This is a genomic window from Winogradskyella sp., assembly GCF_965656915.1.
GTDB lineage: Bacteria > Bacteroidota > Bacteroidia > Flavobacteriales > Flavobacteriaceae > Winogradskyella.
The window spans coordinates 1-25,104 of the sequence record NZ_CBFHMI010000003.1 but is presented as its reverse complement, the minus strand read 5'-3'; the positions used below and the strand labels follow the sequence as shown (position 1 = coordinate 25,104).

Annotated in this window: 25 protein-coding genes and 2 pseudogenes; 16 read left to right on the top strand and 11 right to left on the bottom strand. The window is 33.7% G+C overall.

Translation table 11 applies throughout. From position 1 onward, the window contains the following. Positions 1 to 966 carry a hypothetical protein gene (locus ACTG3Y_RS01855; RefSeq protein WP_439151223.1) on the top strand — a complete coding sequence of 322 codons (966 nt, stop codon included), beginning with the start codon at positions 1 to 3 and terminating at the stop codon, positions 964 to 966. On the opposite strand, the gene ACTG3Y_RS01850 is transcribed toward ACTG3Y_RS01855, so the two are convergent. The 6 genes from ACTG3Y_RS01850 to ACTG3Y_RS01825 all read right to left on the bottom strand — a co-directional run bounded on the left by ACTG3Y_RS01850 (position 958) and on the right by ACTG3Y_RS01825 (position 8,307). Beyond that, on the bottom strand, positions 958 to 3,639 hold the full coding sequence (locus tag ACTG3Y_RS01850; RefSeq protein WP_439151222.1) for a DNA gyrase/topoisomerase IV subunit A: 2,682 nt from the start codon (positions 3,637 to 3,639) through the stop codon (positions 958 to 960). The genes ACTG3Y_RS01855 and ACTG3Y_RS01850 overlap by 9 nt on opposite strands. Beyond that, on the bottom strand, positions 3,640 to 4,113 hold the full coding sequence (locus ACTG3Y_RS01845) for a hypothetical protein (protein WP_439151221.1): 474 nt from the start codon (positions 4,111 to 4,113) through the stop codon (positions 3,640 to 3,642). Then, complete coding sequence (locus ACTG3Y_RS01840) at positions 4,110 to 5,969, bottom strand: DNA topoisomerase IV subunit B (RefSeq protein WP_439151220.1); 1,860 nt, start codon at positions 5,967 to 5,969, stop codon at positions 4,110 to 4,112. The genes ACTG3Y_RS01845 and ACTG3Y_RS01840 overlap by 4 nt, the downstream gene beginning before the upstream one ends. Positions 5,970 to 6,090: 121 nt before the next feature. Next, positions 6,091 to 6,555, bottom strand: coding sequence for an SRPBCC family protein (locus tag ACTG3Y_RS01835; protein ID WP_439151219.1), 465 nt, complete (start codon positions 6,553 to 6,555; stop codon positions 6,091 to 6,093). A gap of 73 nt (positions 6,556 to 6,628) precedes the next feature. Continuing rightward, on the bottom strand, positions 6,629 to 7,723 hold the full coding sequence (gene ychF, locus ACTG3Y_RS01830) for a redox-regulated ATPase YchF (RefSeq protein WP_439151218.1): 1,095 nt from the start codon (positions 7,721 to 7,723) through the stop codon (positions 6,629 to 6,631). A gap of 143 nt (positions 7,724 to 7,866) precedes the next feature. Further along, a complete protein-coding gene (locus ACTG3Y_RS01825) occupies positions 7,867 to 8,307 on the bottom strand; it encodes a lipocalin family protein (protein WP_439151217.1) in 441 nt (146 codons plus the stop codon). A 136-nt stretch (positions 8,308 to 8,443) separates the two neighbouring features. Between ACTG3Y_RS01825 and ACTG3Y_RS01820 the strand changes: the two genes are divergently transcribed. Beyond that, positions 8,444 to 9,550 carry a carboxypeptidase-like regulatory domain-containing protein gene (locus ACTG3Y_RS01820; RefSeq protein WP_439151216.1) on the top strand — a complete coding sequence of 369 codons (1,107 nt, stop codon included), beginning with the start codon at positions 8,444 to 8,446 and terminating at the stop codon, positions 9,548 to 9,550. 70 nt (positions 9,551 to 9,620) lie between these two features. Here ACTG3Y_RS01820 and ACTG3Y_RS01815 read toward each other — a convergent pair whose 3' ends face one another. Next, on the bottom strand, positions 9,621 to 9,797 hold the full coding sequence (locus ACTG3Y_RS01815; protein ID WP_439151215.1) for a hypothetical protein: 177 nt from the start codon (positions 9,795 to 9,797) through the stop codon (positions 9,621 to 9,623). 123 nt (positions 9,798 to 9,920) lie between these two features. Then, positions 9,921 to 10,274, bottom strand: a complete 354-nt coding sequence (locus ACTG3Y_RS01810) for a 4Fe-4S dicluster domain-containing protein (protein ID WP_439151214.1) — start codon at positions 10,272 to 10,274, stop codon at positions 9,921 to 9,923. A 170-nt stretch (positions 10,275 to 10,444) separates the two neighbouring features. Between ACTG3Y_RS01810 and ACTG3Y_RS01805 the strand changes: the two genes are divergently transcribed. The 12 genes and pseudogenes from ACTG3Y_RS01805 (at position 10,445) to ACTG3Y_RS01750 (ending at position 20,380) form a co-directional block, all read left to right on the top strand. After that, entirely contained in the window at positions 10,445 to 11,521 is a 1,077-nt protein-coding gene (locus tag ACTG3Y_RS01805; RefSeq protein ID WP_439151213.1) for an acyl-CoA reductase, read from the top strand. Positions 11,522 to 11,584: 63 nt separating this feature from the next. Continuing rightward, on the top strand, positions 11,585 to 12,646 hold the full coding sequence (serC, locus tag ACTG3Y_RS01800) for a 3-phosphoserine/phosphohydroxythreonine transaminase (RefSeq protein WP_439151212.1): 1,062 nt from the start codon (positions 11,585 to 11,587) through the stop codon (positions 12,644 to 12,646). A 96-nt stretch (positions 12,647 to 12,742) separates the two neighbouring features. Next, a complete protein-coding gene (locus ACTG3Y_RS01795; RefSeq protein ID WP_439151211.1) occupies positions 12,743 to 13,696 on the top strand; it encodes a D-2-hydroxyacid dehydrogenase in 954 nt (317 codons plus the stop codon). A 91-nt stretch (positions 13,697 to 13,787) separates the two neighbouring features. Continuing rightward, positions 13,788 to 14,143: pseudogene (locus ACTG3Y_RS01790) on the top strand (DUF937 domain-containing protein); the annotation flags it as partial. 3 nt (positions 14,144 to 14,146) lie between these two features. After that, the gene (locus ACTG3Y_RS01785) at positions 14,147 to 14,422 is read left to right on the top strand and encodes a hypothetical protein (protein WP_439151305.1); all 276 of its coding nucleotides are present in this window, start codon (positions 14,147 to 14,149) and stop codon (positions 14,420 to 14,422) included. A gap of 212 nt (positions 14,423 to 14,634) precedes the next feature. Beyond that, on the top strand, positions 14,635 to 15,069 hold the full coding sequence (locus ACTG3Y_RS01780; RefSeq protein WP_439151210.1) for a DUF6146 family protein: 435 nt from the start codon (positions 14,635 to 14,637) through the stop codon (positions 15,067 to 15,069). Between the two features lie 26 nt (positions 15,070 to 15,095). Then, positions 15,096 to 15,590, top strand: coding sequence for a DUF6787 family protein (locus tag ACTG3Y_RS01775; RefSeq protein WP_439151209.1), 495 nt, complete (start codon positions 15,096 to 15,098; stop codon positions 15,588 to 15,590). Beyond that, positions 15,587 to 15,928, top strand: a complete 342-nt coding sequence (locus ACTG3Y_RS01770; RefSeq protein WP_439151208.1) for a hypothetical protein — start codon at positions 15,587 to 15,589, stop codon at positions 15,926 to 15,928. The genes ACTG3Y_RS01775 and ACTG3Y_RS01770 overlap by 4 nt, the downstream gene beginning before the upstream one ends. Positions 15,929 to 16,007: 79 nt before the next feature. Continuing rightward, positions 16,008 to 18,407: a TonB-dependent receptor gene (locus ACTG3Y_RS01765; RefSeq protein WP_439151207.1), complete on the top strand. Its 2,400-nt coding sequence runs from the start codon at positions 16,008 to 16,010 to the stop codon at positions 18,405 to 18,407. A 24-nt stretch (positions 18,408 to 18,431) separates the two neighbouring features. Then, a complete protein-coding gene (locus ACTG3Y_RS01760; RefSeq protein ID WP_439151206.1) occupies positions 18,432 to 18,986 on the top strand; it encodes a type 1 periplasmic binding fold superfamily protein in 555 nt (184 codons plus the stop codon). 127 nt (positions 18,987 to 19,113) lie between these two features. After that, the gene (locus tag ACTG3Y_RS01755) at positions 19,114 to 19,581 is read left to right on the top strand and encodes a DMP19 family protein (RefSeq protein WP_439151205.1); all 468 of its coding nucleotides are present in this window, start codon (positions 19,114 to 19,116) and stop codon (positions 19,579 to 19,581) included. 37 nt (positions 19,582 to 19,618) lie between these two features. Further along, positions 19,619 to 20,380, top strand: coding sequence for a CDP-alcohol phosphatidyltransferase family protein (locus ACTG3Y_RS01750; RefSeq protein ID WP_439151204.1), 762 nt, complete (start codon positions 19,619 to 19,621; stop codon positions 20,378 to 20,380). On the opposite strand, the pseudogene ACTG3Y_RS01745 reads toward ACTG3Y_RS01750, so the two are convergent. Continuing rightward, positions 20,375 to 20,653: pseudogene (locus ACTG3Y_RS01745) on the bottom strand (hypothetical protein). The gene ACTG3Y_RS01750 and the pseudogene ACTG3Y_RS01745 sit on opposite strands and share 6 nt — an antisense overlap. Positions 20,654 to 20,966: 313 nt before the next feature. Between ACTG3Y_RS01745 and ACTG3Y_RS01740 the strand changes: the two are divergent. Both ACTG3Y_RS01740 and ACTG3Y_RS01735 read left to right on the top strand, forming a co-directional pair. Then, positions 20,967 to 23,330 carry a DUF5916 domain-containing protein gene (locus ACTG3Y_RS01740; protein WP_439151203.1) on the top strand — a complete coding sequence of 788 codons (2,364 nt, stop codon included), beginning with the start codon at positions 20,967 to 20,969 and terminating at the stop codon, positions 23,328 to 23,330. Between the two features lie 39 nt (positions 23,331 to 23,369). After that, complete coding sequence (locus ACTG3Y_RS01735; protein ID WP_439151202.1) at positions 23,370 to 24,044, top strand: ABC transporter ATP-binding protein; 675 nt, start codon at positions 23,370 to 23,372, stop codon at positions 24,042 to 24,044. Here ACTG3Y_RS01735 and ACTG3Y_RS01730 read toward each other — a convergent pair whose 3' ends face one another. Together ACTG3Y_RS01730 and ACTG3Y_RS01725 are read right to left on the bottom strand one after the other, a co-directional pair. Next, entirely contained in the window at positions 24,045 to 24,263 is a 219-nt protein-coding gene (locus tag ACTG3Y_RS01730; RefSeq protein WP_439151201.1) for a hypothetical protein, read from the bottom strand. A gap of 80 nt (positions 24,264 to 24,343) precedes the next feature. Further along, complete coding sequence (locus tag ACTG3Y_RS01725; RefSeq protein WP_439151200.1) at positions 24,344 to 25,033, bottom strand: hypothetical protein; 690 nt, start codon at positions 25,031 to 25,033, stop codon at positions 24,344 to 24,346. Between the last annotated feature and the right edge of the window lie 71 nt (positions 25,034 to 25,104).

Below are 25,104 nucleotides of genomic sequence, written 5' to 3'. Positions count from 1 at the left end.
ATGAAAGAGTTTATTAAAAAAATAATTAGTTTTCATGTCATTGCAATTATAGCAATAGTCACCATTGTTTTATTGGTGAACTTTGTTGTAAAATCTAAAGCTAGTTTTAAAATTAGCGATACTAAGACCACATTAATACTAGGTCACTCACATTCTGCATGTTCTTTAAATGATTCAATAGTTACAAATTCTATTAATCTTTCAGGTTCGGGTGAATCCTACTTTTACAATTATCAAAAGGCACAGAAGCTGCTTTCGGATAACAATCATATAAAAACTGTATTTATAGAATTTACCAATAATCAGGTAGATAGTGTTATGGACGATTGGATTTGGAGTTATGAAAAAATGTCTTATTTCCTTCCATTTTATAGCCCATTTATGGAGCGAGATGAGTTTGAGCTATTATTTAAAAATAACTCTACAGATTTACTGTCTAGTTATTCTGTTGCAACACGAAAGAATTTGTTTAGAATCATAAAAAACGATTACAGCTATATAGATGAGTTAGGTGGTTATGACGCTACCAAACTAAGCAAAATTGATGAAATGATTGAAAATAACAGAGTTGAACCTATCATTTCTTCGAGCCATGCTCTATCTGAAAAAAATATACTTTATCTGAGAAAGATGGTTGATTTATTTAAAATAAATAATATAGAGGTATTCCTAATTAGAAGTCCACAGCATCCTATTTATCCTGATACAAGTAATGAAAAGGTTTTTAAAGATGTGTTGAACAATCGGTTTAATGACGTTCCATTTTTAGACTTTGATGCTATGAATTTTCCTAACAGTCATTATTTAGATCCTCAGCATTTAAATTATGAAGGTGCAAAGGACTTTTCAATTTTATTTAATGATCTTATACAACAAGGTTTATTAAAGTCTAACAATAAACAACAGCTTATCGATAGATCCGTAAGCAAATTTAACACAGAAAATTCTGTAGAACAATTAAAATAAGGTTGCCTGACCTTGGTCATTTGTATCTAAATTATCATCATCACTACCCTTATCGTTAGATTTTGACTTCGCCTCAGATGTTTTTTTAGCGCCAGAGTTAGATTTATTATCTGCAGAAACAGTTTCTTCATCTACAACTTCAAGTTCATCTGCATGGACTTCTTTTGGCTCTTCATAAGGAAGTGGATCTAGTAAACTAATTTGGTTTATTTTCTCTTTTGTTAATTGATTCCCTAAGGCATTTATACCTTTTACGGCTATAAATTCTTCAAGATTTACTTCCATATTAGGTTTACGATCTTTCCCTCTTTCTTTTTTATATTCTACGTCAGCCATTGGTCTCCAGTCTGTAGATACAATCTCTAACTGTGAATTGGCATGTTCTGATATGAACGACTCTTCTTTACCTTCATTTTCAATTAAAAAACGCTTAACGTAATAACGCTCTTTATCACCATCAAAATAAATTGCAGAGATGGGTTTTTTAGGTATCCATTTTTCAAGGACAATCATATCGCTTTCAAAGTGTGTTGTCAATTCTGGAATTATTGTTTTTACAATACCAGATTGAGTAATCACTAACAATCTATCTTCACCTCTAAATTCACCTATCAATTCGCCACGACCATCTACATTTAGACGTTGAACAGTGTCATCAAACCATATTTTACGTGGTTTTAACGTAGACACACCTTTTTCTTTAAGCTCTACCCTTTTTATGGAATATTTAGTGACAAGATTACCTTTTGAGTTCCTACCTTTTATAAGAATATCTGCAAAATCTAAATCCCACTTCAATTTCTTAATACTACCAACCTGACGTAACATAATGGTAACAACCTCAGCCTCACCATTGGGATTTGCAGAGAAATACCAAACTACAGAACCTTTATTTCCGTTAGTTAGATCATATTCGCGATCTCTTGTCATACTAGTAACGGCAAATCGTTTTACATAAGATGGTCCTTTCTTACCGTCTCGGTAAATCATATTGTAAATGGTACGCTTATCTTTTTTCTTAAATACCGCAACTTGTATAATATTTTTACCAATAAAGGTTTTAGAATCTACCTTAGTCACCATCATCTTCCCTTCTTTGGTAAACACAATAATATCATCTATATCACTACAATCACAAACATATTCATTACGCCTTAAAGAGGTACCAATAAAACCTTCTTCGCGGTTAACGTAAAGCTTTGTATTTCTAATAACAACTTTGGTTGCGTCGACATCATCAAAAATGCGAATCTCGGTTTTACGTTCCTTACCTTCACCGTATTCTTTCTTTAATCGCTCAAAATAGGCTATCGCATAATCTATAAGATTTGCTAAATGGTGCTTTACTTCAGCTATTTGGTCTTCTAAGGCATCGATTTTCTGTTGGGCTTTATCAATATCAAATTTAGAAATACGCTTAATTCTAATTTCTGTTAAACGCACAATATCTTCTGTAGTCACAGCACGTTTTAAATGTTTTATATGCGGTTTAAGACCTTTATCAATGGCTTTTATTACACCTTCCCACGTTTCTTCTTCTTCAATATCACGATATACTCTATTTTCAATAAAAATCCGCTCTAAAGACGCAAAGTGCCACTGTTCTTCAAATTCACCCAGTTTTATTTCTAACTCTTGCTTTAAAAGCTGGACAGTATTATCTGTAGAACGACGTAGCATCTCCGAAACACCTACAAAAAATGGTTTATTATCTTCAATAACACAACCTAGAGGAGATATGGATGTTTCACAGTTTGTAAAAGCATAAAGCGCATCAATTGTTTTATCTGGTGAAAGACCTGACGGTAAATGAATTAATATCTCAACCTCAGCAGCTGTATTATCCTCAATTTTCTTGATTTTTATCTTACCCTTATCATTGGCCTTTAGAATAGAATCAATTAATGATGATGTTGTGGTTCCAAATGGAATCTCAGTAATCACCAAGGTGTTTTTATCGCGTTGGGAAATTTTAGCTCTCACTCTAACTTTTCCACCCCGTAAACCATCATTATAGTTAGTGAAATCTGCTATTCCCGCTGTTGGGAAATCTGGTAAAAGCGTAAATCGTTTTCCTTTTAGATGCTTTACCGAAGCATCAATTAGCTCAATAAAGTTGTGTGGTAATATTTTAGTGGATAAACCTACAGCAATTCCTTCTCCTCCTTGCGCTAGCAATAGCGGAAACATTACTGGAAGATTTACAGGCTCTTTACGACGTCCATCATACGACGCCTGCCATTCTGTGATTTTAGGATTGTAAACAACATCTAAGGCAAACTTAGAGAGTCTGGCTTCAATATAACGAGAGGCTGCTGCTCTATCACCTGTTAGAATATTTCCCCAGTTTCCCTGAGTATCAATTAATAAATCCTTCTGACCAATTTGCACCATGGCATCTGCTATACTGGCATCACCATGTGGGTGATATTGCATGGTATGACCAACTATATTCGCTACTTTATTATAACGACCATCGTCCAGGTCTTTCATAGAATGCATTATACGTCGTTGTACAGGTTTAAAGCCATCTTCTATAGCAGGTACAGCACGCTCTAAGATTACATAAGAGGCGTAATCTAAGAACCAATCCTTATACATACCTGTAACCTTGGTAATGGTTTCCTGGTTACCTGAATCTTCATTTAACATATCGTCATGTTCTTCTGTCATCTATCCTACTTTTCGCTTTCTGTTTTGTCTAATTGTTTTATTCAAGGATTGCTTTACATATTTTAGTTTTTTTCGACTCACTAAAGTAATATTAAAGCGTTCCTTAGATTTTTGTCCGTCTTGATGTTTTATCATCAATACCAATGACTTGTATATAATATAATTTCTAACCTTAAAACCAACGAGTTGACTTCGTGTAAATTCAATCTTGCGCTCTCTGTAATTAACGTATTCGGTTAATATTAACCCTTTGTTTATTACACTTACTTTTGCGCCATCGCTATCGTATTCAAAATAGCCAGCTATAGAATGAAATATAATTATCAAAGCAAAAACGCTAATAAAAATTATAAATGAGCTATTAGTAAACACATTTAGATACTTAAAAACTGTAGCCAGCAATATTGCCGATACAATCAGAATAAAGTAAATAGAAATTACCGTATTTTTTACTTTTCTATTGTCTGTTCTCATATAGTATCTTCAACAATATCGAGTTCTACCTTAAGGTTTTCTATAATAAATTCTTGACGTGAAGGAGTGTTTTTTCCCATGTAAAATGACAACAACTCTTCAATAGACATGTCTTTATCTAGCATTACAGGATCTAAACGAATGTCTTCACCTATAAAATGCTTAAACTCATCTGGTGAGATCTCACCTAATCCTTTAAATCGGGTGATTTCTGGTTTTGGTTTTAATTTATCAATAGCGGCTTTGCGCTCGTCTTCCGAATAACAGTATATCGTTTCTTTTTTATTTCTCACTCTAAACAGTGGAGTTTGAAGGATATACAAATGCCCTTCTTTAATCAACTCAGGGAAAAATTGTAAAAAGAATGTAATCAACAACAGTCGAATATGCATGCCATCGACATCAGCGTCAGTTGCAATGACAATATTGTTATAACGCAGATCCTCTATTGATTCTTCTATATTTAAAGCTGCTTGCAAAAGATTAAATTCTTCATTTTCATATACAATCTTCTTTGACAAACCATACGAGTTTAATGGCTTCCCTTTTAAACTAAATACAGCCTGTGTATTCACATCTCTAGATTTTGTAATACTTCCAGAAGCAGAATCTCCCTCTGTAATAAATAACGTCGTTTCTAAACTACGTTCGTTTTTAGTATCACCAAAATGCACACGACAATCGCGTAATTTTTTATTATGAAGACTTGCTTTTTTTGCCCTATCTTTTGCTAATTTTCGAATACCTGATAATTCTTTCCGTTCGCGCTCAGCTTGAAGGATTTTACGCTGTATTTTTTCAGCAGTATCAGGATTTTTATGCAGATAATTATCTAAATTAGTTTTTACAAAGTCATTGATATAAGTTCTTACTGTTGGTAAATCTCCACCCATATCTGTAGACCCTAGTTTGGTTTTTGTCTGACTCTCAAAAACAGGCTCCATAACTTTAATAGCAATGGCAGACACTACTGACTTCCTAACATCAGAAGCATCGTAATTTTTACCAAAAAACTCTCTAATGGTTTTTACTAAAGATTCTCTAAATGCCGCTAAATGTGTTCCACCTTGTGTGGTGTTTTGTCCATTAACAAACGAATGATATTCTTCGCTATACTGCGTTTTACTGTGTGTAAGCGCGACTTCAATATCGTCACCTCTAAGGTGTATAATTGGATAAAGCAAATCGGAATCATTAATATTCTCAGACAAAAGATCTTTGAGTCCATTTTCACTGAAATACTTTTCGCCATTAAAAACTATGGTCAATCCAGGATTGAGATACACATAGTTTTTAAGCATCTTTACGACATACTCATTGCGGTATTTATAATTTTTAAAAATACCATTATCAGGTATAAAACTAACCTTAGTCCCTTTTCTGCGAGAAGTATCATCTAAAAATTCTTCATCTTTTAATTCTCCTAATTCAAACTCTGCAGAAGCCGATTTACCATCTCTGGTAGATTCTACTCTAAAATATGAGGATAAAGCATTGACCGCTTTTGTCCCAACACCATTTAAACCAACAGATTTTTTAAAGGCCTTGGAATCGTATTTACCACCTGTATTCATTTTAGATACTACATCTACAACTTTACCAAGCGGAATACCACGACCGTAATCGCGTACAATGACGCGTTCGCCCTGAATAGAGATTTCTATACTCTTACCAGCTCCCATTACAAACTCATCAATAGAGTTGTCTAAAACTTCCTTAAGGAGAATATAAATACCATCGTCTGGCGAAGAGCCATCACCTAATTTACCGATATACATACCTGGTCGCATACGGATATGTTCTTTCCAATCGAGTGAGCGTATATTATCTTCAGTATAGTTAGACTGTTCTGCCATAAAATTAAGGACGAAAAAATTTGATGAAACGCTAATATAAGACTATAGCTTAAAAAATGAAACACCCTTTATACAAAGTAATTAACAATAAAATGGCAATGTTGTTGAGAACATTAAGACCTTATACTACACAAGATAATTCTTCAGCCTTTTGTCTCAAAATTTCATTCCTCGTCTTAATTTGTTTCTCAAAATAGGTTTTTAAAAATAGTTTGTCTATAATCTTTCCCAGAATTCCATAAGAGGATTCAAAATAAAACTTATCAGTCATTATTGTTTTTCCATTAAGGTATTCAAAAATATGATCATGTCTGTAGGACTTAAATTTATCTTTTACCATTTCATCTACAAACAGGTATGGTTTGTTAAACTCAGTAACTCTTAACGTCAGGTGTTGCATTAAATTGAGGTGGTTAGTTTCCCAAGTAACATACTCACCAGCTTCAATCAAACCAGTTATTTTGCCACTTACCGGAATTTCTGTTATCTTCTTAAGTGAATTGTAGTAAAACCCTATGTCTCTAGCCAAATCGAAACAAATATCTATTTGGACACTAATTTCTGTCTTAATAATAATTTGGGGCATAAACGTATTTTAACCTTTAGACCCAAAGATGATTAAAGTGTCACTTAAAGTTTAGATGGTATAAGACCAATAGCTATATATTAAACAAGAAATGCATTACATCACCATCTTTAACAATGTAATTCTTTCCTTCAACACGCATTTTACCGGCTTCTTTAACCTTAGTTTCACTGCCATAAGAAACATAATCATCATAAGCAATCACTTCTGCCCTAATAAAACCTTTTTCAAAATCTGTATGAATGACTCCAGCAGCTTGTGGCGCAGTAGCTCCGATGTTTACAGTCCAAGCTCTAACCTCTTTTACACCAGCTGTAAAATAGGTTTGTTGCTTTAATAGCTTGTAGGCAGAACGAATCAACTTTGCTGACCCTGGCTCGTCTAAACCAATATCTTGCAAAAACATTTGACGTTCTTCGTAATCATCCAATTCATTAATATCTGCTTCTGTACCTACGGCTAAAACTAAAACTTCGGCATTTTCATCTCGTACAGCGTCTCTTACTTTATCTACGTAAGCATTTCCTGTAGTTGCAGCACCTTCATCGACGTTACATACATACATTACAGGTTTATCTGTAATAAATTGTGTAGGTTTTACGTAATCTTCGTAATCTTCATCAGTAAATTCTAAAGCTCTAACAGAAGTACCCGCTTCAAGCCCTTCTTTTATTTTTAAAAGCACAGCTTCTTCTTTTTGCGCTTCTTTATTTCCAGTTTTTGCAGCACGTTTTACTTTATCTAGCTTCTTCTCTGCCGTTTCCAGATCTTTTAATTGTAATTCCATATCAATAGTTTCCTTATCTCGTATAGGATCTATTGAGCCATCGACATGCACTATGTTTTCATTATCAAAACAGCGCAATACATGCAGTATAGCATCAGTCTCTCTAATGTTTGCTAAAAACTGATTACCTAATCCTTCGCCTTTACTCGCTCCTTTTACTAAGCCAGCGATATCTACAATCTCAACAGTTGCAGGAATAACTTTCTCAGGGTTTACCAATTCTTCTAATTTAGATAATCTAGGATCTGGTACATTTACCACACCAATGTTAGGCTCTATAGTACAAAACGGAAAGTTGGCACTTTGCGCTTTGGCATTAGATAGACAGTTGAATAATGTTGATTTTCCTACGTTTGGTAATCCTACAATTCCGGCTTTCATATATTGTTATTTTTGCGATTGCAAATGTAGTTAAATAACAGTATAGTTTTAATCAAAAGTTTTTGAAATAATATCTATAGAATTGAACACTACGGTAAATTAATTTCGATAGTTTTAAATAAAGTAAACCTAAGAAAGACTATTTAAATAGGTAAAACCTTATTATAAACGAATCTGTAAGTAATAATATTCCCATTACCATCAGTATCAGAGGACTCTAAGGTTAATGTAGTATTATCGTTTTCGAAAATAACAGTCTCTGAAAATGTGAATCCATTCTGTGTAAACTCATAATTACCATCATTTAACCGTTCCCAGGTTATATTGACTGTATCAACAACTACACAATCTCCCGAATTATCATCGTAGTATACATCTGTTCGGTCTCCGTCTGCAGTAAATTCCAATGTTGATGGTTCACAATCGTTTACAGTGGTTTCAACATTATTTTCAAATTGTGCTATATAATACCATGCACCTATAATTGGGTCTTGAGTGCTAGTATTGTCATCGTTATCACTACTGCAACCGACTAAAGCAAGGCATGCCAATAACATTAAGTAATACTTTTGTAAAATCCTCATCTTATAAGACTCTTTTTTATAATCTAAACTAGATTATCTTTAAAAATAGTACAATTTTAGTATCTTGTAAAAACCTCACGCAACCTATTTACATTTTTTACATCTATTAAGAAACTAATCAATAAATTAAACCGCTATGAAAAAATCAATCATACTCTTACTCGCTTTATTTTTAATTGTGTCTTGTTCCGAAGACAATTCAGGAAACGCAGATGGAGATTACAGCATTTCAGGGAAATTTTTAACTCCAAATGGAATAGATGCTGTTTCTAAAGCCACAGTAAAATTATTTAGAGGCAATACTGAAATTAAGCAGACAATAACAGATAGTGAAGGCAATTTTACTTTAAATGGTGTAAATACTGGAGACTACGAAGTTAAGATTTCTAAAGGCTTATTTTCAGCTTCAAGATCCATCACTTTAGATGATATTTTTGATATTGACCTAAGCGATATTTCAATTACAGAATTCCCAAATATTGCAGTCGTCACAGGAGCTTTTGATAATATAGAAGGTGTTTTATATAATTTGGGTTTAGTTAATCCAATTACACAAGAACCTCTTTTTGATATTATTGAAGGAAATAATATTTTAGACAGAAGCCATAACGTATCTCATACACATGGCACTATGAGTAGACCTGACAATCCTATATTAGAACCTAATGTAGACTTTACATTTGCAGATTTTATTGAATCTCCAGACCTCATGGATGACTATGATATTATCTTCTTAAACTGCGGATTAAGTGAAAGTAAAACTGATTTTGGTAATAATATTACCGATTACGTAGCTAATGGTGGTCTACTCTATTCTACGGATTATGCTTTTGTGTATTTAAATGATATCACCAATAATGGTGAAGATTATATTGATTTTTATGAACCATACAGAACAGGAGATTCATTGTCTACTGAAGCTGAAATTTTAAATAATGACCTAATCGACTGGTTAGAATTAAATTTTAATATCACAATTGTAGATAACAACATAGTTATCGATGAATTTCTTCCAGGTTGGCAAGTCGTGGATAGTTATGATGAGAATACAGTTTTACCTTGGCTAAACGGTCTAGTTGATTATAATGGTCTAACGGATAACAAAGATTTAGCCTTTACTTTTTTACATGGTGATGGCGGTGTCTTTTATTCGTCATTTCATACTGAGAACAATACAGAAGAGGATTCTAATGTTGCACGATTAATTCAGTATATGGTTTTTGAGTTGGCTGATTTAAAATAAAATATTTAACTAATTGTATAAAAAAACCGAAGCGTAAATGTTTCGGTTTTTATGTTATTAAAACTGAGGTTTAAACCTCATTATCTTTACTATCTTTATTTTTTTCTTGCCTATGTTTAGTATAACCTGCGCCAAACACAAGACCAAGACTTAACCATAAGGCAATATTATCTGTTACTATACCAATTACAGCTCCAATCAGCATTCCTATGCCTATTCCTTTAGTATACTGGTTTTCTTTCTTCATATTTACTTCAAGTTAATGTAACTACTACATTATTAGTAGTAATTTGTAGAGAAATGTTACGCATAAAAAATCCCAAGTCAAAAACTCAGGATTATCATTTAATTAGCCATAGTTATTAACTTTTTAATCTTCAGGATGCATAAACTTCTGTTTTCCTAAGAGTTCTTCTTCTGTTTCTACAACATCTTCATCTGGCACACAACAATCTACAGGGCAAACTGCAGCGCACTGTGGCTCTTCGTGGAAGCCCATACATTCTGTACATTTATCTGGTGCAATGTAATAGACTTCATCGCTAATAGGTTCTTGTGGTTCATCTGCATCAACTTCCTTACCATTCGGTAAAACGACCTTACCTAAAAGGCTTGTACCATCTTTATAGCGCCAATCATCGGCACCTTCATATATAGCAGTATTTGGACATTCTGGCTCACAAGCACCACAATTAATACATTCGTCTGTGATTATAATTGCCATAGTATTATTCTTTTTTCTTTTTAATCTGTTATCCTAAAATTTCTTTTATTGTCAGATTGAATTCGCAAATTTTTATTCATTTATCAAAACCAAGCCTTTTCTTGCTCATTTCCTTTGCTTAATTTTGCAGTTACAAAAATAAAACCAAAAAGGCTGTTATACAAATTATAATGAATAACATAAATTACATAAGTGCAGCATTTGTAGAATTAGGCAAATTTATGAGTCAATTTGCAACGATCTCAGCACAAAAAAAAACTGATATTTCTCATAATGATTTGTTTTTCGACGCCTTTAAGCACCAAATAAAACTTGCTAATGAAAATAACGGTTGGTTCACTAATGAAAATATTTCATTTGCCTTAAATAATTGGTCTAATGCTTTGACTATTAACAATATTAATACGTGGATAGATAAGTATAACTTTAATACAAAAGAACCAAAAAAAATAGCCATAATCATGGCAGGAAATATTCCTTTAGTAGGCTTTCATGATTTTTTATCAGTACTTATAACAGGACACCATGTATTAGTAAAACAGTCTTCCAATGACAAACACTTACTTCCCATTTTAGCGAAATATTTAGAACATGTAGAGCCGCAACTAAAAGGTAGGATAACATTTACAGAAGGTAAACTAGAAAACTTTGATGCGGTCATCGCTACAGGTAGCAACAATACAGCACGTTATTTTGAATATTACTTTAAAGACAAGCCATCTATCATTAGAAAAAACAGAAATTCTGTGGCAGTGCTCACTGGAAATGAAACAAAAGAGCAGCTAAAAGCACTTTCTGAGGATATTTTTAGATATTATGGACTTGGCTGTAGAAACGTATCCAAATTATTCGTCCCAGAAGGCTATAATTTTGATGCATTTTTTAATGCCGTTTACAAATGGCATCCAATTATACACGAAGCGAAGTATGCTAATAATTACGACTACAATAAAGCGGTTTACTTAATGAGTGAATTCGATATGCTTGACAATGGCTTTTTAATGCTAAAAGAAGATGTAAGTTACGCCTCACCTATTGCAACTGTTTTTTATGAGCACTATAAAGATATTGATGGTTTAAAAGCTAAGCTCGCTGCAGAAAAAGAAAACATACAATGTATTGTAAATGATTGTTTTAAACTGAACGAAGTGGATTTTGGTAGCACACAAAATCCGCAACTATGGGATTACGCAGATAATGTAGATACTGTTGAATTCTTGTTAAAAACATCGTCTAAAAATTATTAATTTCTTAATGTTTTATACCCAATAAATTAGCACCTTTGTAGATGTAAAAAATCAAATATGATCATGAAAAAACATAATTTTAGTGCAGGTCCTTGTATATTACCTCAATCGGTAATGCAAAAAGCCTCTGAAGCCGTATTAAACTTTGACGAAGGTTTATCCTTATTAGAAATATCACATCGGAGCAAACCTTTTGTAGATGTTATGGAGAATGCTAGGTCATTGGCATTAGAATTATTAGGTTTAGAAGGTAAAGGTTATAAAGCACTTTTTTTACAAGGTGGGGCAAGCACGCAATTCTTGATGGTGGCTTTAAACTTATTAGAGAAAAGAGCTGGTTATTTAAATACAGGAACCTGGTCTGATAAAGCAATAAAGGAGGCGAAAATTTATGATGATATTTACGAAGTTGCCTCTTCTAAAAGCGCGGGCTTCAACTACATTCCAAAAGGTTTTGATATTCCTGAAGATTACGATTATTTTCACTGCACCTCTAATAACACTATTTTTGGGACACAAATGAAGCATTTCCCAGACTCACCTATTCCAATGGTGTGTGATATGAGTAGTGATATATTTTCACGTCAGTTAGACTTTTCAAAATTCGATTTGATCTATGCTGGGGCTCAAAAGAATATGGGTCCTGCAGGTACTACATTAGTAGTGGTTAAAGAAGATATCTTAGGGAAGGTGTCACGTAAAATTCCATCAATGATGGATTACAAAGTACATATTGGTAAAGGTAGCATGTTTAATACACCACCTGTTTTTGCGGTTTATGTATCAATGCTAACGATGCAGTGGTTAAAGGATTTGGGTGGCATACAAGCTATCGAAGAAGAGAATGATAAGAAAGCAAGACTCATTTATTCTGAAATAGATTTGAACCCATTATTCAAAGGTTATGCCGTAAAAGAAGACCGTTCAAGTATGAATGCCACGTTTACTTTAGAAAACGAAAATCTTAAAGAATCATTTGACGCTATGTGGAAAGAAGCTGGTATCAATGGATTAAATGGTCATAGAAGTGTTGGAGGTTATAGAGCTTCAATGTACAACGCACTATCACTAGATAGCGTAAAAGCACTTGTTGAAATAATGAGTGATTTAGAAAGTAAAGCGTAACAAATAAATAAGAATCGTCATTCCGAACAAAGTATAAGGAATCTATTTAAAAAGATTACAACATCATACTTCATTGTAATGACAAAAAATATAAACATGAAAGTATTAGCAAACGATGGAGTTTCACAGAGTGGAATTAAGGCTCTTGAAGCCGCAGGATATGAAGTGATAACAACCACAGTTGCCCAAGAACAATTAGAAAATTACATCAATGAGAATGAGATTGATGTCCTACTTGTGAGAAGTGCAACAACTGTAAGAAAAAATATAATTGACAACTGTCCAAGCTTAAAGGTCATTGGTCGTGGTGGTGTTGGTATGGATAATATCGATGTTGACTATGCTCGTAGTAAAGGCTTGCATGTTATTAATACACCTGCAGCTTCATCGCATTCAGTTGCTGAATTAGTATTTGGACACTTCTATGGACTTGCGCGATTTTTACATAACTCTAACAGAGATATGCCTTTAGAAGGAGATGCTAACTTTAAAGCTCTTAAAAAAGCCTATGCTAAAGGAACTGAATTGAAAGGAAAAACTCTTGGTGTATTAGGATTTGGTCGCATTGGGCAAGCTACCGCTAAAGTAGCCATTGGAGCTGGAATGAAAGTTGTTGCCTATGATCCGTTTATGGAAAAAGCAGATTTAGAACTTGAATTTTTCGATGGTCAGAAAGTAAAATTTAAAATTAATACAATTTCAAAAGAAGGTGTTTTAAAACAAGCTGACTTCTTAACACTACATGTGCCTGCGCAAAAGGAGTATGTTATAGATGAAAAGGAATTCAGTCAGATGAAAGATGGTGTTATTTTAGCTAATGCAGCACGTGGTGGAGTTATTAATGAAATTGCTCTTGTAAAAGCTATTGAAAGCGGTAAAGTCGCTAGAGCTGCGTTAGACGTTTTTGAAAAAGAACCAAAACCAGAAGTTCAATTATTAATGAACCCTGCTTTGTCGCTTACTCCACATACTGGAGCAGCTACTAATGAAGCACAAGACCGAATTGGCACCGAGCTTGCGCAACAGATAATCAATATATTAGGAAAATAAATGTGACTTAAAGTAAAAAAAAGAGTCCTACTAATGTTAGGACTTTTTTTGTACCTTAAAAACACAATTTTTAACTTAAACTTTATAAAAAATGGCAGGAATTTTAGACTTATTAAACAGTGATTTAGGAAAGACAATCATTAGTGGCGTTTCTGGTTCTACTGGAACAGATCAAAATAAAACAAGTAGTGTATTAACTATGGCTTTACCAGTATTAATGAAAGCTATGGAACGTAACGCTAGTACTGCAGAAGGCGCACAAGGTCTTATGGGAGCATTAAACAACAAACACGATGGTAGCATCTTAGATAACTTAGGAAGTCTATTTGGAGGTGGAGTTGATGAGGAAGTAAAAACTGATGGCGAAAAGATTTTAGGTCATATTCTTGGTCAAAAAAACAAGGCGTTGAGCAGGTTATTGGCCAGAAAGCTGGATTAGATTCTGGCTCCGTGGCTAATATCTTAAAAGTAGCTGCACCAATTTTAATGGGTGTTTTAGGAAAACAAGCAAAACAAAACAATGTATCTTCTCAGAATGACTTAGGTGGACTTTTAGGAGGTTTACTTGGCGGTAATGACACTCAACAAGAACAAAGTTTCTTAGAAAAGATATTAGATGCAGATGGCGATGGTAGCGTTGTTGATGATGTTGCAGGAATGGTTCTAGGTGGCGCTAAGAAAAAAGGTGGACTAGGTGGTCTATTAGGCGGATTATTTGGTAAATAAGTCGATATAAATATACAGTAAAAGCAGCTCAGATTGAGCTGCTTTTTTTATGTTCAGTTTTTAGAAAACTTCACGAAAGGCTAAGTTTACTCATTGGACATAACACTTCACGAATTAGTGGTTTTAGAATAGACATTATTAAGCTTTATTTGTAGTGTTAAATCAAACTATTGAAGAATTACACTCACAAAATTTTAATATCTTTATGTATTATGAAAAAGCTTGTACCCTTTATTATTATCCTTGCATTAATTGCTAGTTGCAAATCTTACAACTCTAATCAAACCATTAACAATGCTGATACCAATTTAGTGCAAAATGATACCGTTTCTATTAGCAGTGATGAAACAGATTATGAAATTATTATTATAGAACCTGGTTTTAATCAATGGCTAGTAGGTACAGCCAGACCAAGAGGTTTTCATTCTCAACAGTTTTTAGAAACCAGAAATGCTTTGTTTGTACAGGCATGGAATCAAAGAAATCTTCAACCACAAGTGTATGATCCAAATTTATACGAACTACGTATAGACTATGATACGCGTACAGATTATGGCTACGAAGTCAATTATAAACTCTTTAATTATTTTATCTATTTTCAATTAAAATATAAGCAGCGACTCACTTCGTTTGTTCCTAGAATTTAGCGTAAATTTGCAGCACTTTTAGTGCTATGGAAAAATTTAAAAAACATTGGGAAATTCAACACAATTGGCAGTTGATATTTCCCTTTTTAGGTATTGTAATTCTAGGATATTCTTCATTTAAAATTTCAAAAGCCTTGTTGAGTGATTATGGTTTGGCTTTTGTAATCATTGGTGCTTTAATAGGATATTATCTGATATTGAAATTTACACTTTTCTTGTTTAAAAAATTAGAAAAAAAATGGATTCTTGATTACAAATGGGAAATGATCCGAGTCTTTATTGTATTTGCGGTTACAGGTTCATCTTCTTTATTTGTTGGCAGACCGATAATAAAACTTCTTGGAATTACTAAAGAAAACTTAAACCCTATTCTATACTGGATTTTATTCATTATCATTGGATTGATTTTCTATCAAATACTATTAGTAACATTTGGTTGGCTCTTTGGTCAGTTTAAATTTTTCTGGGAATTTGAAAAGAAAATGCTAAAACGATTTGGTTTTAAACGCTTTTTAGATTGAACTTAAAAACAGTAATAGCAACAACTTTTAGATTATTCGCTCTTGTTTTAACTCTAGCAATACTGTTACCCTCTGCTATTAAGTTAAATCATGTTTTCACCCATCATAAACATGAGGTTTGTGAAAATGATGAGAATAGTACAACGCACTTTCATGAAGCTGATCTGGACTGTGAGTTTTACAATTTTAAACTTACCAATACTTACTACCTGGATCTTAATCCAGAAAACAAAATTTCTAAAATATTCAATAATAAGACACTTCTGTCTTATTATTTATTTCTACGAACGCATCAGCAAGATACATGTTATTTAAGAGGTCCACCGGCTTTAGTGTAATTAATTACGATTTAATTTTACACTTAACATTGATTTAAATAACATATTTACAATCAATTAATTACATCATTCATTTAAGATGAAATATTGTGCTTATATAGTACTTTTTATATTACCTTTTTTTGGATATTCCCAACAGTGTGATGCTGTATTTCTTGGAGAAATTAGAGATTTCCACGACAATACGCCTATTGCTGGAGCAACTGTATACATCAAAAATCTTGATAAGTACAAAGCCTCTGATGAGAATGGCAAATTTAAAATAGAAAATCTTTGCAAAGGTGACATCACATTGGTGATATCTCACATTGGTTGCGAAACCAAAACAGTGACATTTACTATTGATGGAGATGCTTTTAAAACTATTGAGTTAGAACATCATATAGAAGAACTCAATGAAGTTTCGGTTAAAACGACTTTAGCCAAAAAAGAAACAACAACAGCACAAGAAACGGTTATAAAGTCTAATGTTATAAGAAAATATAGTAATCAGAGTCTGGGAGATGCTTTAAAAGAAGTACCTGGTGTATCTTCTATTAATACAGGAAATGCCATTGTCAAACCTATGATTAACGGTATGCACAGTAGCCGATTGCTTATTTTAAATAATAATGTTAGACTTCAGGATCAGGAATGGGGAATTGAGCATGCACCAAATGTAGATATCAATAGTGCTAATCAGATTTCTGTAATAAAAGGATCTGGCGCCTTAGCTTATGGAGGTGATGCCGTTGGTGGTGTTGTGGTTATTAAACCAGCGAAAACGTACCTCATAGACTCGCTCTTCGGTAAAACCGTATTTGGTGGACAAACGAATGGACGTGGCTATAATGTAAGTACATCTCTGAACAAATCGTTCACTTCAGGATGGTTTGCCAGTATTCAAGGCTCTATAAAACAGAATGGCGATTTTGAAACACCAGACTATGTGCTTACCAATACAGGTTTTAAATCTAATAGTGTGACGCTACAAGCTGGTAAAAAAACGTTTGAGAGTGGTTTTGAAGTTTATTACAATTATCTCTTTAATGAAATAGGAATTTTGAGAGCATCACATATTGGTAATATTGCAGATTTGGTAACAGCGATAAATTCTCAGGAACCTCTGGTTATTGAAGATTTTAGCTATGATATCAACTCACCAAAACAAGAGGTGACACATCACTTGGTGAAAGCGCTGTATTATAAACGTTTTAAGAATTTCGGTAAATTAAATTTACAATACGACTACCAAAATAACCAACGTTTTGAGTACGATATACGAGTTGGAGATGATAGAGACAAAGCCGCTTTAGATCTAAACCTTCAAACGCATACGTTAATGGCAGATGTTCAGTTAGATGCTAATTTAAAACGAAAAATTAATTTTGGGATTTTAGGAAGGTATCAAAATAACTTTGCCAATCCAGATACTGGTGTAAGACGATTAATTCCAGATTATGATAAATATGATTTAGGAACTTATGTGACTTCAGAATGGGAATTAAATGATAATACCACTATCGATGCAGGTCTGAGATATGATTTTAATAGAATTGATGCTAAAAAATTCTATCAAACAAGTCGTTGGGAAGAACGTAGCTATGATGAGGACTTTGCAGATTTAGTTATTGATGACTTAGGAACGCAATTACTCACAAACCCTGTATTCGATTATCATAACCTATCGGCAGCAGCTGGTATTTCTTATGAAATAAATACAGAAAATAGCATTATTGCCAATTACAGTCTATCTAGTAGACCACCGAATCCATCGGAGTTATTTAGCGATGGCTTACACCACTCCGCTGCAAGAATAGAGTTAGGTGATTTAAGATTAGGACAAGAAATTTCAAATCGGTTTTCTGCAAGCTATAAACTTAGCAAAGACAGTTTCAATGTACTGTTGGAAGTGTTCTACAACAGAATCAATGATTTTATGTATCTAAGACCTACAGGTATTGAGCAAACTATTAGAGGTGCCTTTCCTGTATGGGAGTTTGAAAAAACCGATGCTGCACTTTATGGTGTCGATCTTTCTGCTAATTACACGATTACAGATCAGGTACAATGGTCTAATAAATCATCATATACCAAAGGAGATGATATTAATGAGAATATTGATCTAATCGATATTCCTGCATTTAATACCATAAACACAATAACCTATAGCAATGAGAACTGGAATAGTTTTTCGGCCAGTTTAAAATCAGAGTGGGTTTTTGAACAAAACAATTATCCTGATTTTAATTTTGAAACCTTTATCGCAACTACAGATGAAATGGTTTTGGTAGATATTAGTACACCTCCACCAGCATTTCATTTGTTACATTTTTACAGCGAAGCCACCTTCAATCTTTGTGAAAACACCAATTTAAATATTGGGTTAAGTGTAAACAATATTTTCAATACAAGCTACAGAGCTTACTTAAACCGACTACGTTATTTTGCTGATGACTTAGGAAGAAATATTACTTTACAATTACAATTAAATTATTAACAAAACACAATTAAAATTATACATATGAAAACTTTTAAATACCTATTACTATTATTTTTATCATTAGGCCTTTTCGCATCTTGTAGTGACGATGATGATCCAGATCCGGTAAATGAAGAAGAAGTGATTACAACAGTTACGCTGACTTTATCTCCACAAGGAGGTGGTACTTCAGTAGTTTTTCAATCCAGAGATGCTGATGGTGATGGACCAGACGCTCCGGTTATTTTAACAGGTGATCTTATGGCAAATACACAATACTCAGGTACTGTAGAATTTTTAAATGAATTAGAGACACCTGCAGAAGATATCACAACGGAAGTATTAGAAGAAGGCGATGAGCATCAGGTGTTTTACAGCTTTACGGGTACAGCTGGTAGCACCATATTATATGAAGATATGGACGCAGATAGTAACCCAATTGGTGTTAGTGTCTCGTTAAATTCTGGTGTGGCTGCAGACAATAATACAATGACTATAGTGCTAAGACACGAACCAACAAAACCAAATAATGGTACAGCTGCAGATGCAGGTGGAGAAACAGATGTAGAGGCTACGTTTCTGTATAACGTCAACTAAGTTTTTACTAAATAGAATAAAAAAGCACTCGTTTGAGTGCTTTTTTGTGTTTATTATTTAAATTATTTGAAGAAACCGCACTGAAAAATTAGCTTATATTTGCAGCTTCAAATTGAGTTCAAAAATAATGACTGAAATTGATTTTGCTTTAGATCAAACCAAGCCTACTGATATTATAGAATTAGTTGGTACTGTTGTTTGGAATAAGGCAAACGCAAATCAAACATTTCAAAATTTATCTGAAGCTGAACGTAATTTTGTCTTTATAGATATTTTTGAAAGTGAAATTAATAATGAAGGCCTGTATGGGTTTTTCTATAATACGTCTGGTGCATTTGCTCACGAAGTTTTACAAGCATACATGGCTATAAATGCTTCTGAAACAGCTGACATCGTAGATAAAGCACTCAGACGATTTACAGAATTACCAGTGCCAAAAGATATTATTTTGCGCAGGCAATTGATGGAAAAATTACAACTAGAAGATTTAGAAGCCTGGTCTAACTTAGAACTAGATCTGGTAAATTCTAAAGAAAATATTGTCGATTTAACAATTGCTTACATTACATTACACAAAACTGAATTTGAATATTAGGGTATTTTCCTCAAGACTTTTATAATGACAAAATTAAATGTCAAAATTACCAAAAGCGAATAAATTTATTGATCTTTCAGATTACGGAAGACCAGCCGCAAGAATTATTTCTACAGCATTAAAAGACACGCGTTTTACACCAATCCACGTCACGATTGGCTTCATTATTTCTGGCCTGTTTGCCGTAGTCTGCATCATATATGGTTATTATTGGCTAGCAGCATTTTTTCTTATTTTCAAATCAATTCTAGATGCTGCTGATGGAGAATTGGCACGTATCAAACAAACACCATCCTATACAGGACGCTATTTAGATTCTGTTGCAGATATTATTCTTAATGCTATCATATTTTTAGCACTTTGGCAAATCACTGATGCTAATATCTGGTATACGATTTTAGCATTTTTAGGTATTCAATTACAAGGCACACTGTATAATTACTACTATGTTATTCTAAGAAATCGCTTTAATGGAGATACAACGAGCAGAATATTTGAGGACTCCACTCCTATTGCCTTAAAAGGTGAAAAACAGAAAAACGTGAATACTTTATTCAGACTATACAAACTGTTTTATGGTAGTTTTGATAAGACCATCTATTTTTTAGACCAATCGGCTCCCAAAGGTAAAATATTACCTAAGTGGCTCATGACCGCATTATCAACTTTTGGTTTGGGTTTTCAGTTACTTATAATTGCTGTTATGCTGGTTGTAGGTTTAAAAGAATTTATCATCCCTTTCTTTATTAGCTACTCAGTAATGGTCTTTATTTTTATAATTATCAGAAAATTATTATGATTTTAAATCAGGCGTTTCTTTTTTAATCCAATAGGTATACACCCACATTAGCGTAAAAGTTGGTACCACATCTGCAACAGGCAAGGCTTCTTCCACAAACGCCACAACTGCGGCAATTTTGCCAGTTTTACCTTTATAGAGCTTTGTCATTTACCATGCCGAAATCGGTGCCCAGATGACATCTGAAAACTCCCCTATTCCTGGTACAATAAACGACACAAAACCAAGGGCATCAAATAAAATGCCGAGTAGTAATTTTTGATATTTCTTCATTAAATTGTTTAAGTATTTCTATATCTGTTTAACACAATAAGTATTCCAAATTCTAACACTGCCAAAGCAGCATAATTTCACTTAACATTCCTTAAGTCTTTTTAACTTTTAATTATGAGCTTAGATAAATAAGAGAATGTAGTTTTGTGTCGCAAAAAACCAACTACGCCTGAACTACTTTAATTTCGATAAAAATCTCAATTTTACGCCGTACTATGGTATTGTACGTGCTACTTTACTCTTAATTTTATTAGTAGCAACTACAGTTGTTTTTGCCCAAGATAATGAGATATTACTTAAGGATAAAAAGCAATTGAATATTGTTCGTGCTGAAAAAGCACCAAAAATTGATGGTGTTTTAGATGATGACGTTTGGGAAAATGCGGAGGTCGCTACTGGCTTTGTATCATTTAGACCTACAATTGGTCAAACAATGCCTTCAGAAGAGCGTACTGAAGTAAAAATGACCTATGACGACGAAGCAATCTATGTAGCCGCTTATTTATACGATGATCCTTCAAAAATAATGTCTCAACTCACCGATAGAGATAATTTCGGACAATCCGATTTTTTCTTATTGGTTTTAAATCCGCTTAATGACTCTCAAAACGATACCGCATTTTTTGTGTTTAGTTCTGGACAACAGGCAGATGCTATAGTTAATCCAAGTGTTGGAGATGATTTTAACTGGAATGCCGTTTGGTTCAGTTCCGTAAAAATGATGGACGATGGTTGGGTTGTTGAAATGAAAATACCCTACAGAACCTTACGTTTTGCAGAACAGGATGAACCAACCTGGGGAGTTCAGTTTCATAGAGAATTTAGACGAACCAGAGCGAGATATACGTGGAATCCAATCGATCCTACACAAGGAAACGAAGGTTTATATCATGGTCAATTAAAAGGACTCAAAAAAATAAAACCACCTGTACGTCTTAACCTATATCCATTTTCAACAGGCATTCTAAATAGTTTTGATGGAGATACGCAAACCGATCTTACCTTTGGTATGGACGTAAAATATGGTATTACAGATAACTTTACCTTGGATGCTACGCTTGTACCAGACTTTAGTCAGGCAGGTTTTGATAATGTCGTTTTAAACTTAGGCCCTTTTGAGCAAACCTTTAGGGAACAACGTCAGTTTTTTACAGAAGGTTTGGATTTATTTTCTAAAGGTGGTCTGTTCTTTTCCAGACGAATTGGTAATGGACCAACAGGTCAGTTAGACCTTGATGAAAATGAAGTCGCCGACGTACCTGATAATGTTAAAGTACTTAATGCTGTAAAAGTATCTGGTAGAACCAAAAAAGGACTTGGTATCGGTTTTTTTAACGCCATTACGGAGAAAACCGAAGCCACCATAAGAAATACAGAAACAGGTGAAAGTCGTCGCGAAGTTGTGGAGCCATTTACCAATTATAACATCTTAGTGGTCGATCAGCAGTTTAACGGAAACTCTGCCATTAGTCTTATCAATACTAATGTGACTAGAGTTGGCGAATTTAGAGATGCGAATACCACAGCCTTAGTGGCCAATCTGGTTAACAAAAGAAATACCTACAGAATTGATTCCGAACTCAGAATGAGTAATGTTAATTATCAGGATGCAGACTTGGAAACAGGTTTTAGTAGCTTTCTTAGAGTTGGTAAAATTCATGGTAATTTAAGATATAGTTTCGATCATCGATTTGCAGATACCAAATACAACATTAACGATATAGGGCTTAATTTTAGAAATAACCAAAACGATTTTGGTGCAGATGCGTCTTACGAAACGTTTGAGCCTTCAGGTCGCTTAAATAGCTATAGAATTAATACGTTTTTCAATTACAGACGCTTAGTCGATCCTAATACATTTTCCAGAATGAATTTTGGAGGAGGCTTTCGTGCAACGTCCATAAAGTTAGATTCCTATGGATTTAGATTGAATGTAGATCCTGGGAAACAATACGATTTTTTCGAATCTCGAGATGGAAGACCATTTATTTTTGAAAACTTTGTCAGCACTGGTGGTTGGGTGTCTACCAACTATAACCGTGTTTTTGCGATAGACGTAAGAGCCAATATCGGGACACTTTTTGAAGATGGTAGAGATTTGTTTAGATATGATTTTGAAATTGAACCACGACTTAGACTTAGTGACAAATTATTGATTACCTATGGGCTTAATTTCGATTTTAGAAATGGTGACAGAGGCTATGCCACACGCGAAAATGACGAACCTATTTTCGGTGAGCGTAACAGACAACGTATAACCAATACGCTGAGAGTGAACTATAATTTCGATCCCTTCCACTCTATTTCGCTGAGCTTTAGACATTATTGGGATACGGTAGATTATGACACTAATCTTTTTACCTTATTAGATAACGGCCGTTTAACCACAGATTCTGGGTATACCATTAATAATGTGAATGATAACCCTAACATTAATTTTAGTACCTGGAATATTGATTTAAGCTACTCATGGCAGTTTGTACAAGGCAGCTTCTTAACCTTCTTATACCGAAACCAGTTGTTTAGTAATGATGAGAACATCGACGATAATTTTAATGAAAGTCTGAATCTTCTGTTTGAACAACCTGTGCAACACACCTTTTCATTACGTCTGCAATACTTCATTGATTTTAACGGCATCAAATCCGTGTTTGGAAAAAACAAAAGACCATCTTAATATTGCGTTATTCTACATTAAGTATTACTTTCACGCTGTATGAGTGCACCTGTAATTTTAGCAAAGCAGATTAAGAAAGCCTATGGCGATTTACACGTCTTAAAAGGCGTTAATATTACCATTGCCGAAAGCGAAATCATATCCATTGTTGGTGCTTCTGGTGCAGGTAAAACCACCTTATTACAAATCTTGGGTACGCTAGATAAGCCAGACTATACCGAAGACACCGAACTAACCATAAACAGCCAAAATATAAAAATACTAGGCGACAAAGCTTTGGCTAAGTTTAGAAACAAAAACATTGGTTTTATTTTTCAGTTTCACCAGTTATTACCAGAATTCTCTGCTTTAGAGAATGTATGCATACCAGCATTTATAAATAACACTCCTAAAGCAGAAGCCGAAAAACGTGCTACAGAACTCTTAGACTATTTAGGACTAAAAGACCGTTTACACCACAAGCCTAATAGCTTATCTGGTGGTGAGCAACAGCGTGTCGCAGTAGCTAGAGCGTTGATTAACCAACCCAATATTATTTTTGCAGACGAACCTTCTGGTAACTTAGACAGCGAATCTGCTGAGCAACTACACCAACTCTTTTTTAAGCTACGCGACGAGTTTAAACAAACCTTCGTGATTGTGACGCATAACCAAGAACTCGCTAATATGGCAGACCGTAAACTGACTATGGTCGATGGGAAGATTGTGGGTTAATCACGAGTTTAGAAAATCCTTTTTGTTGTGATATCTAAAAATTTTAATGAGTAAGCCAGCAACCGACACAAATAAAAATAAGTTTATAGCTCCACCAATTAAACCATAGGTAATAATATCTATTTTTAAATCACTTAAAAGTAATTCCATAGATAAGTTGAATGCCATCTTTAATAGAAAACCTATAATTATGGCATTTACTAAAAATTTTGCTTTCATATTTTAGATATTCTTTTTAGGGTTGGGGTTTAACAGGTTATGCTTGAATGTATTTACACAGACTGTTGCGCTGCATGTTTTTAATCAAAGTGATTTAACACTTTATATTCAATTTTGGTATTAGTTGCATCAATAACTTCAATTCTTAATCCACGAAATCCAATAATCTCACTCTCAGATAAGTCATACTGTAAATCTTGCGTAAAGGCAGGTCTGGCATAGTTATCTGCATATTCTCGATAAGTGAATTTAATAGCGTCGCTAACACGACCATTATAAATAAATTCTTGTTTAAAGTAATCTTTTTGCTTATCTGGAAATAGTATTTTTTTAAATTCAATTTTTTCTTTAAGTGGTATAAAGACTACGTTATTACTTCCCATTCTAGAAGTATAAATTCCATTAGGGTCGCTATTGGTATTGTAAATTATAGTGTTATCTCCATTTCTTGGAATTGCTATACCGAATGTTCTAAAATTAGGATTACTATATAAATTGTATTTATTGGTATAGTGATAATTAATAAATACCGTTCCAGCTGCAATAGTCTTTAAATCGTAACCTACTTTTGTTTTAAATTCTTTTGTTATTTCAATTGCATCATTAAACCGTCCTTTTTCTTTCGTTACAAGAGTAATACCAATCTCCGCATTATTGATTTCATTTATTTTAGGCGAGAATTTTGTCGCCATTTCAGGAGTCACTGCTTTTTTCTGAACTCCACATGAAATTAGCAAAACAGTAAAAATAAAAAGTGAAAATCTGTTCATTTAATATGTTTATAAATATTGCGCTTAACGGTCCAGTATAAAAGCCGTTTCAATGGCTTTTATACATTGTT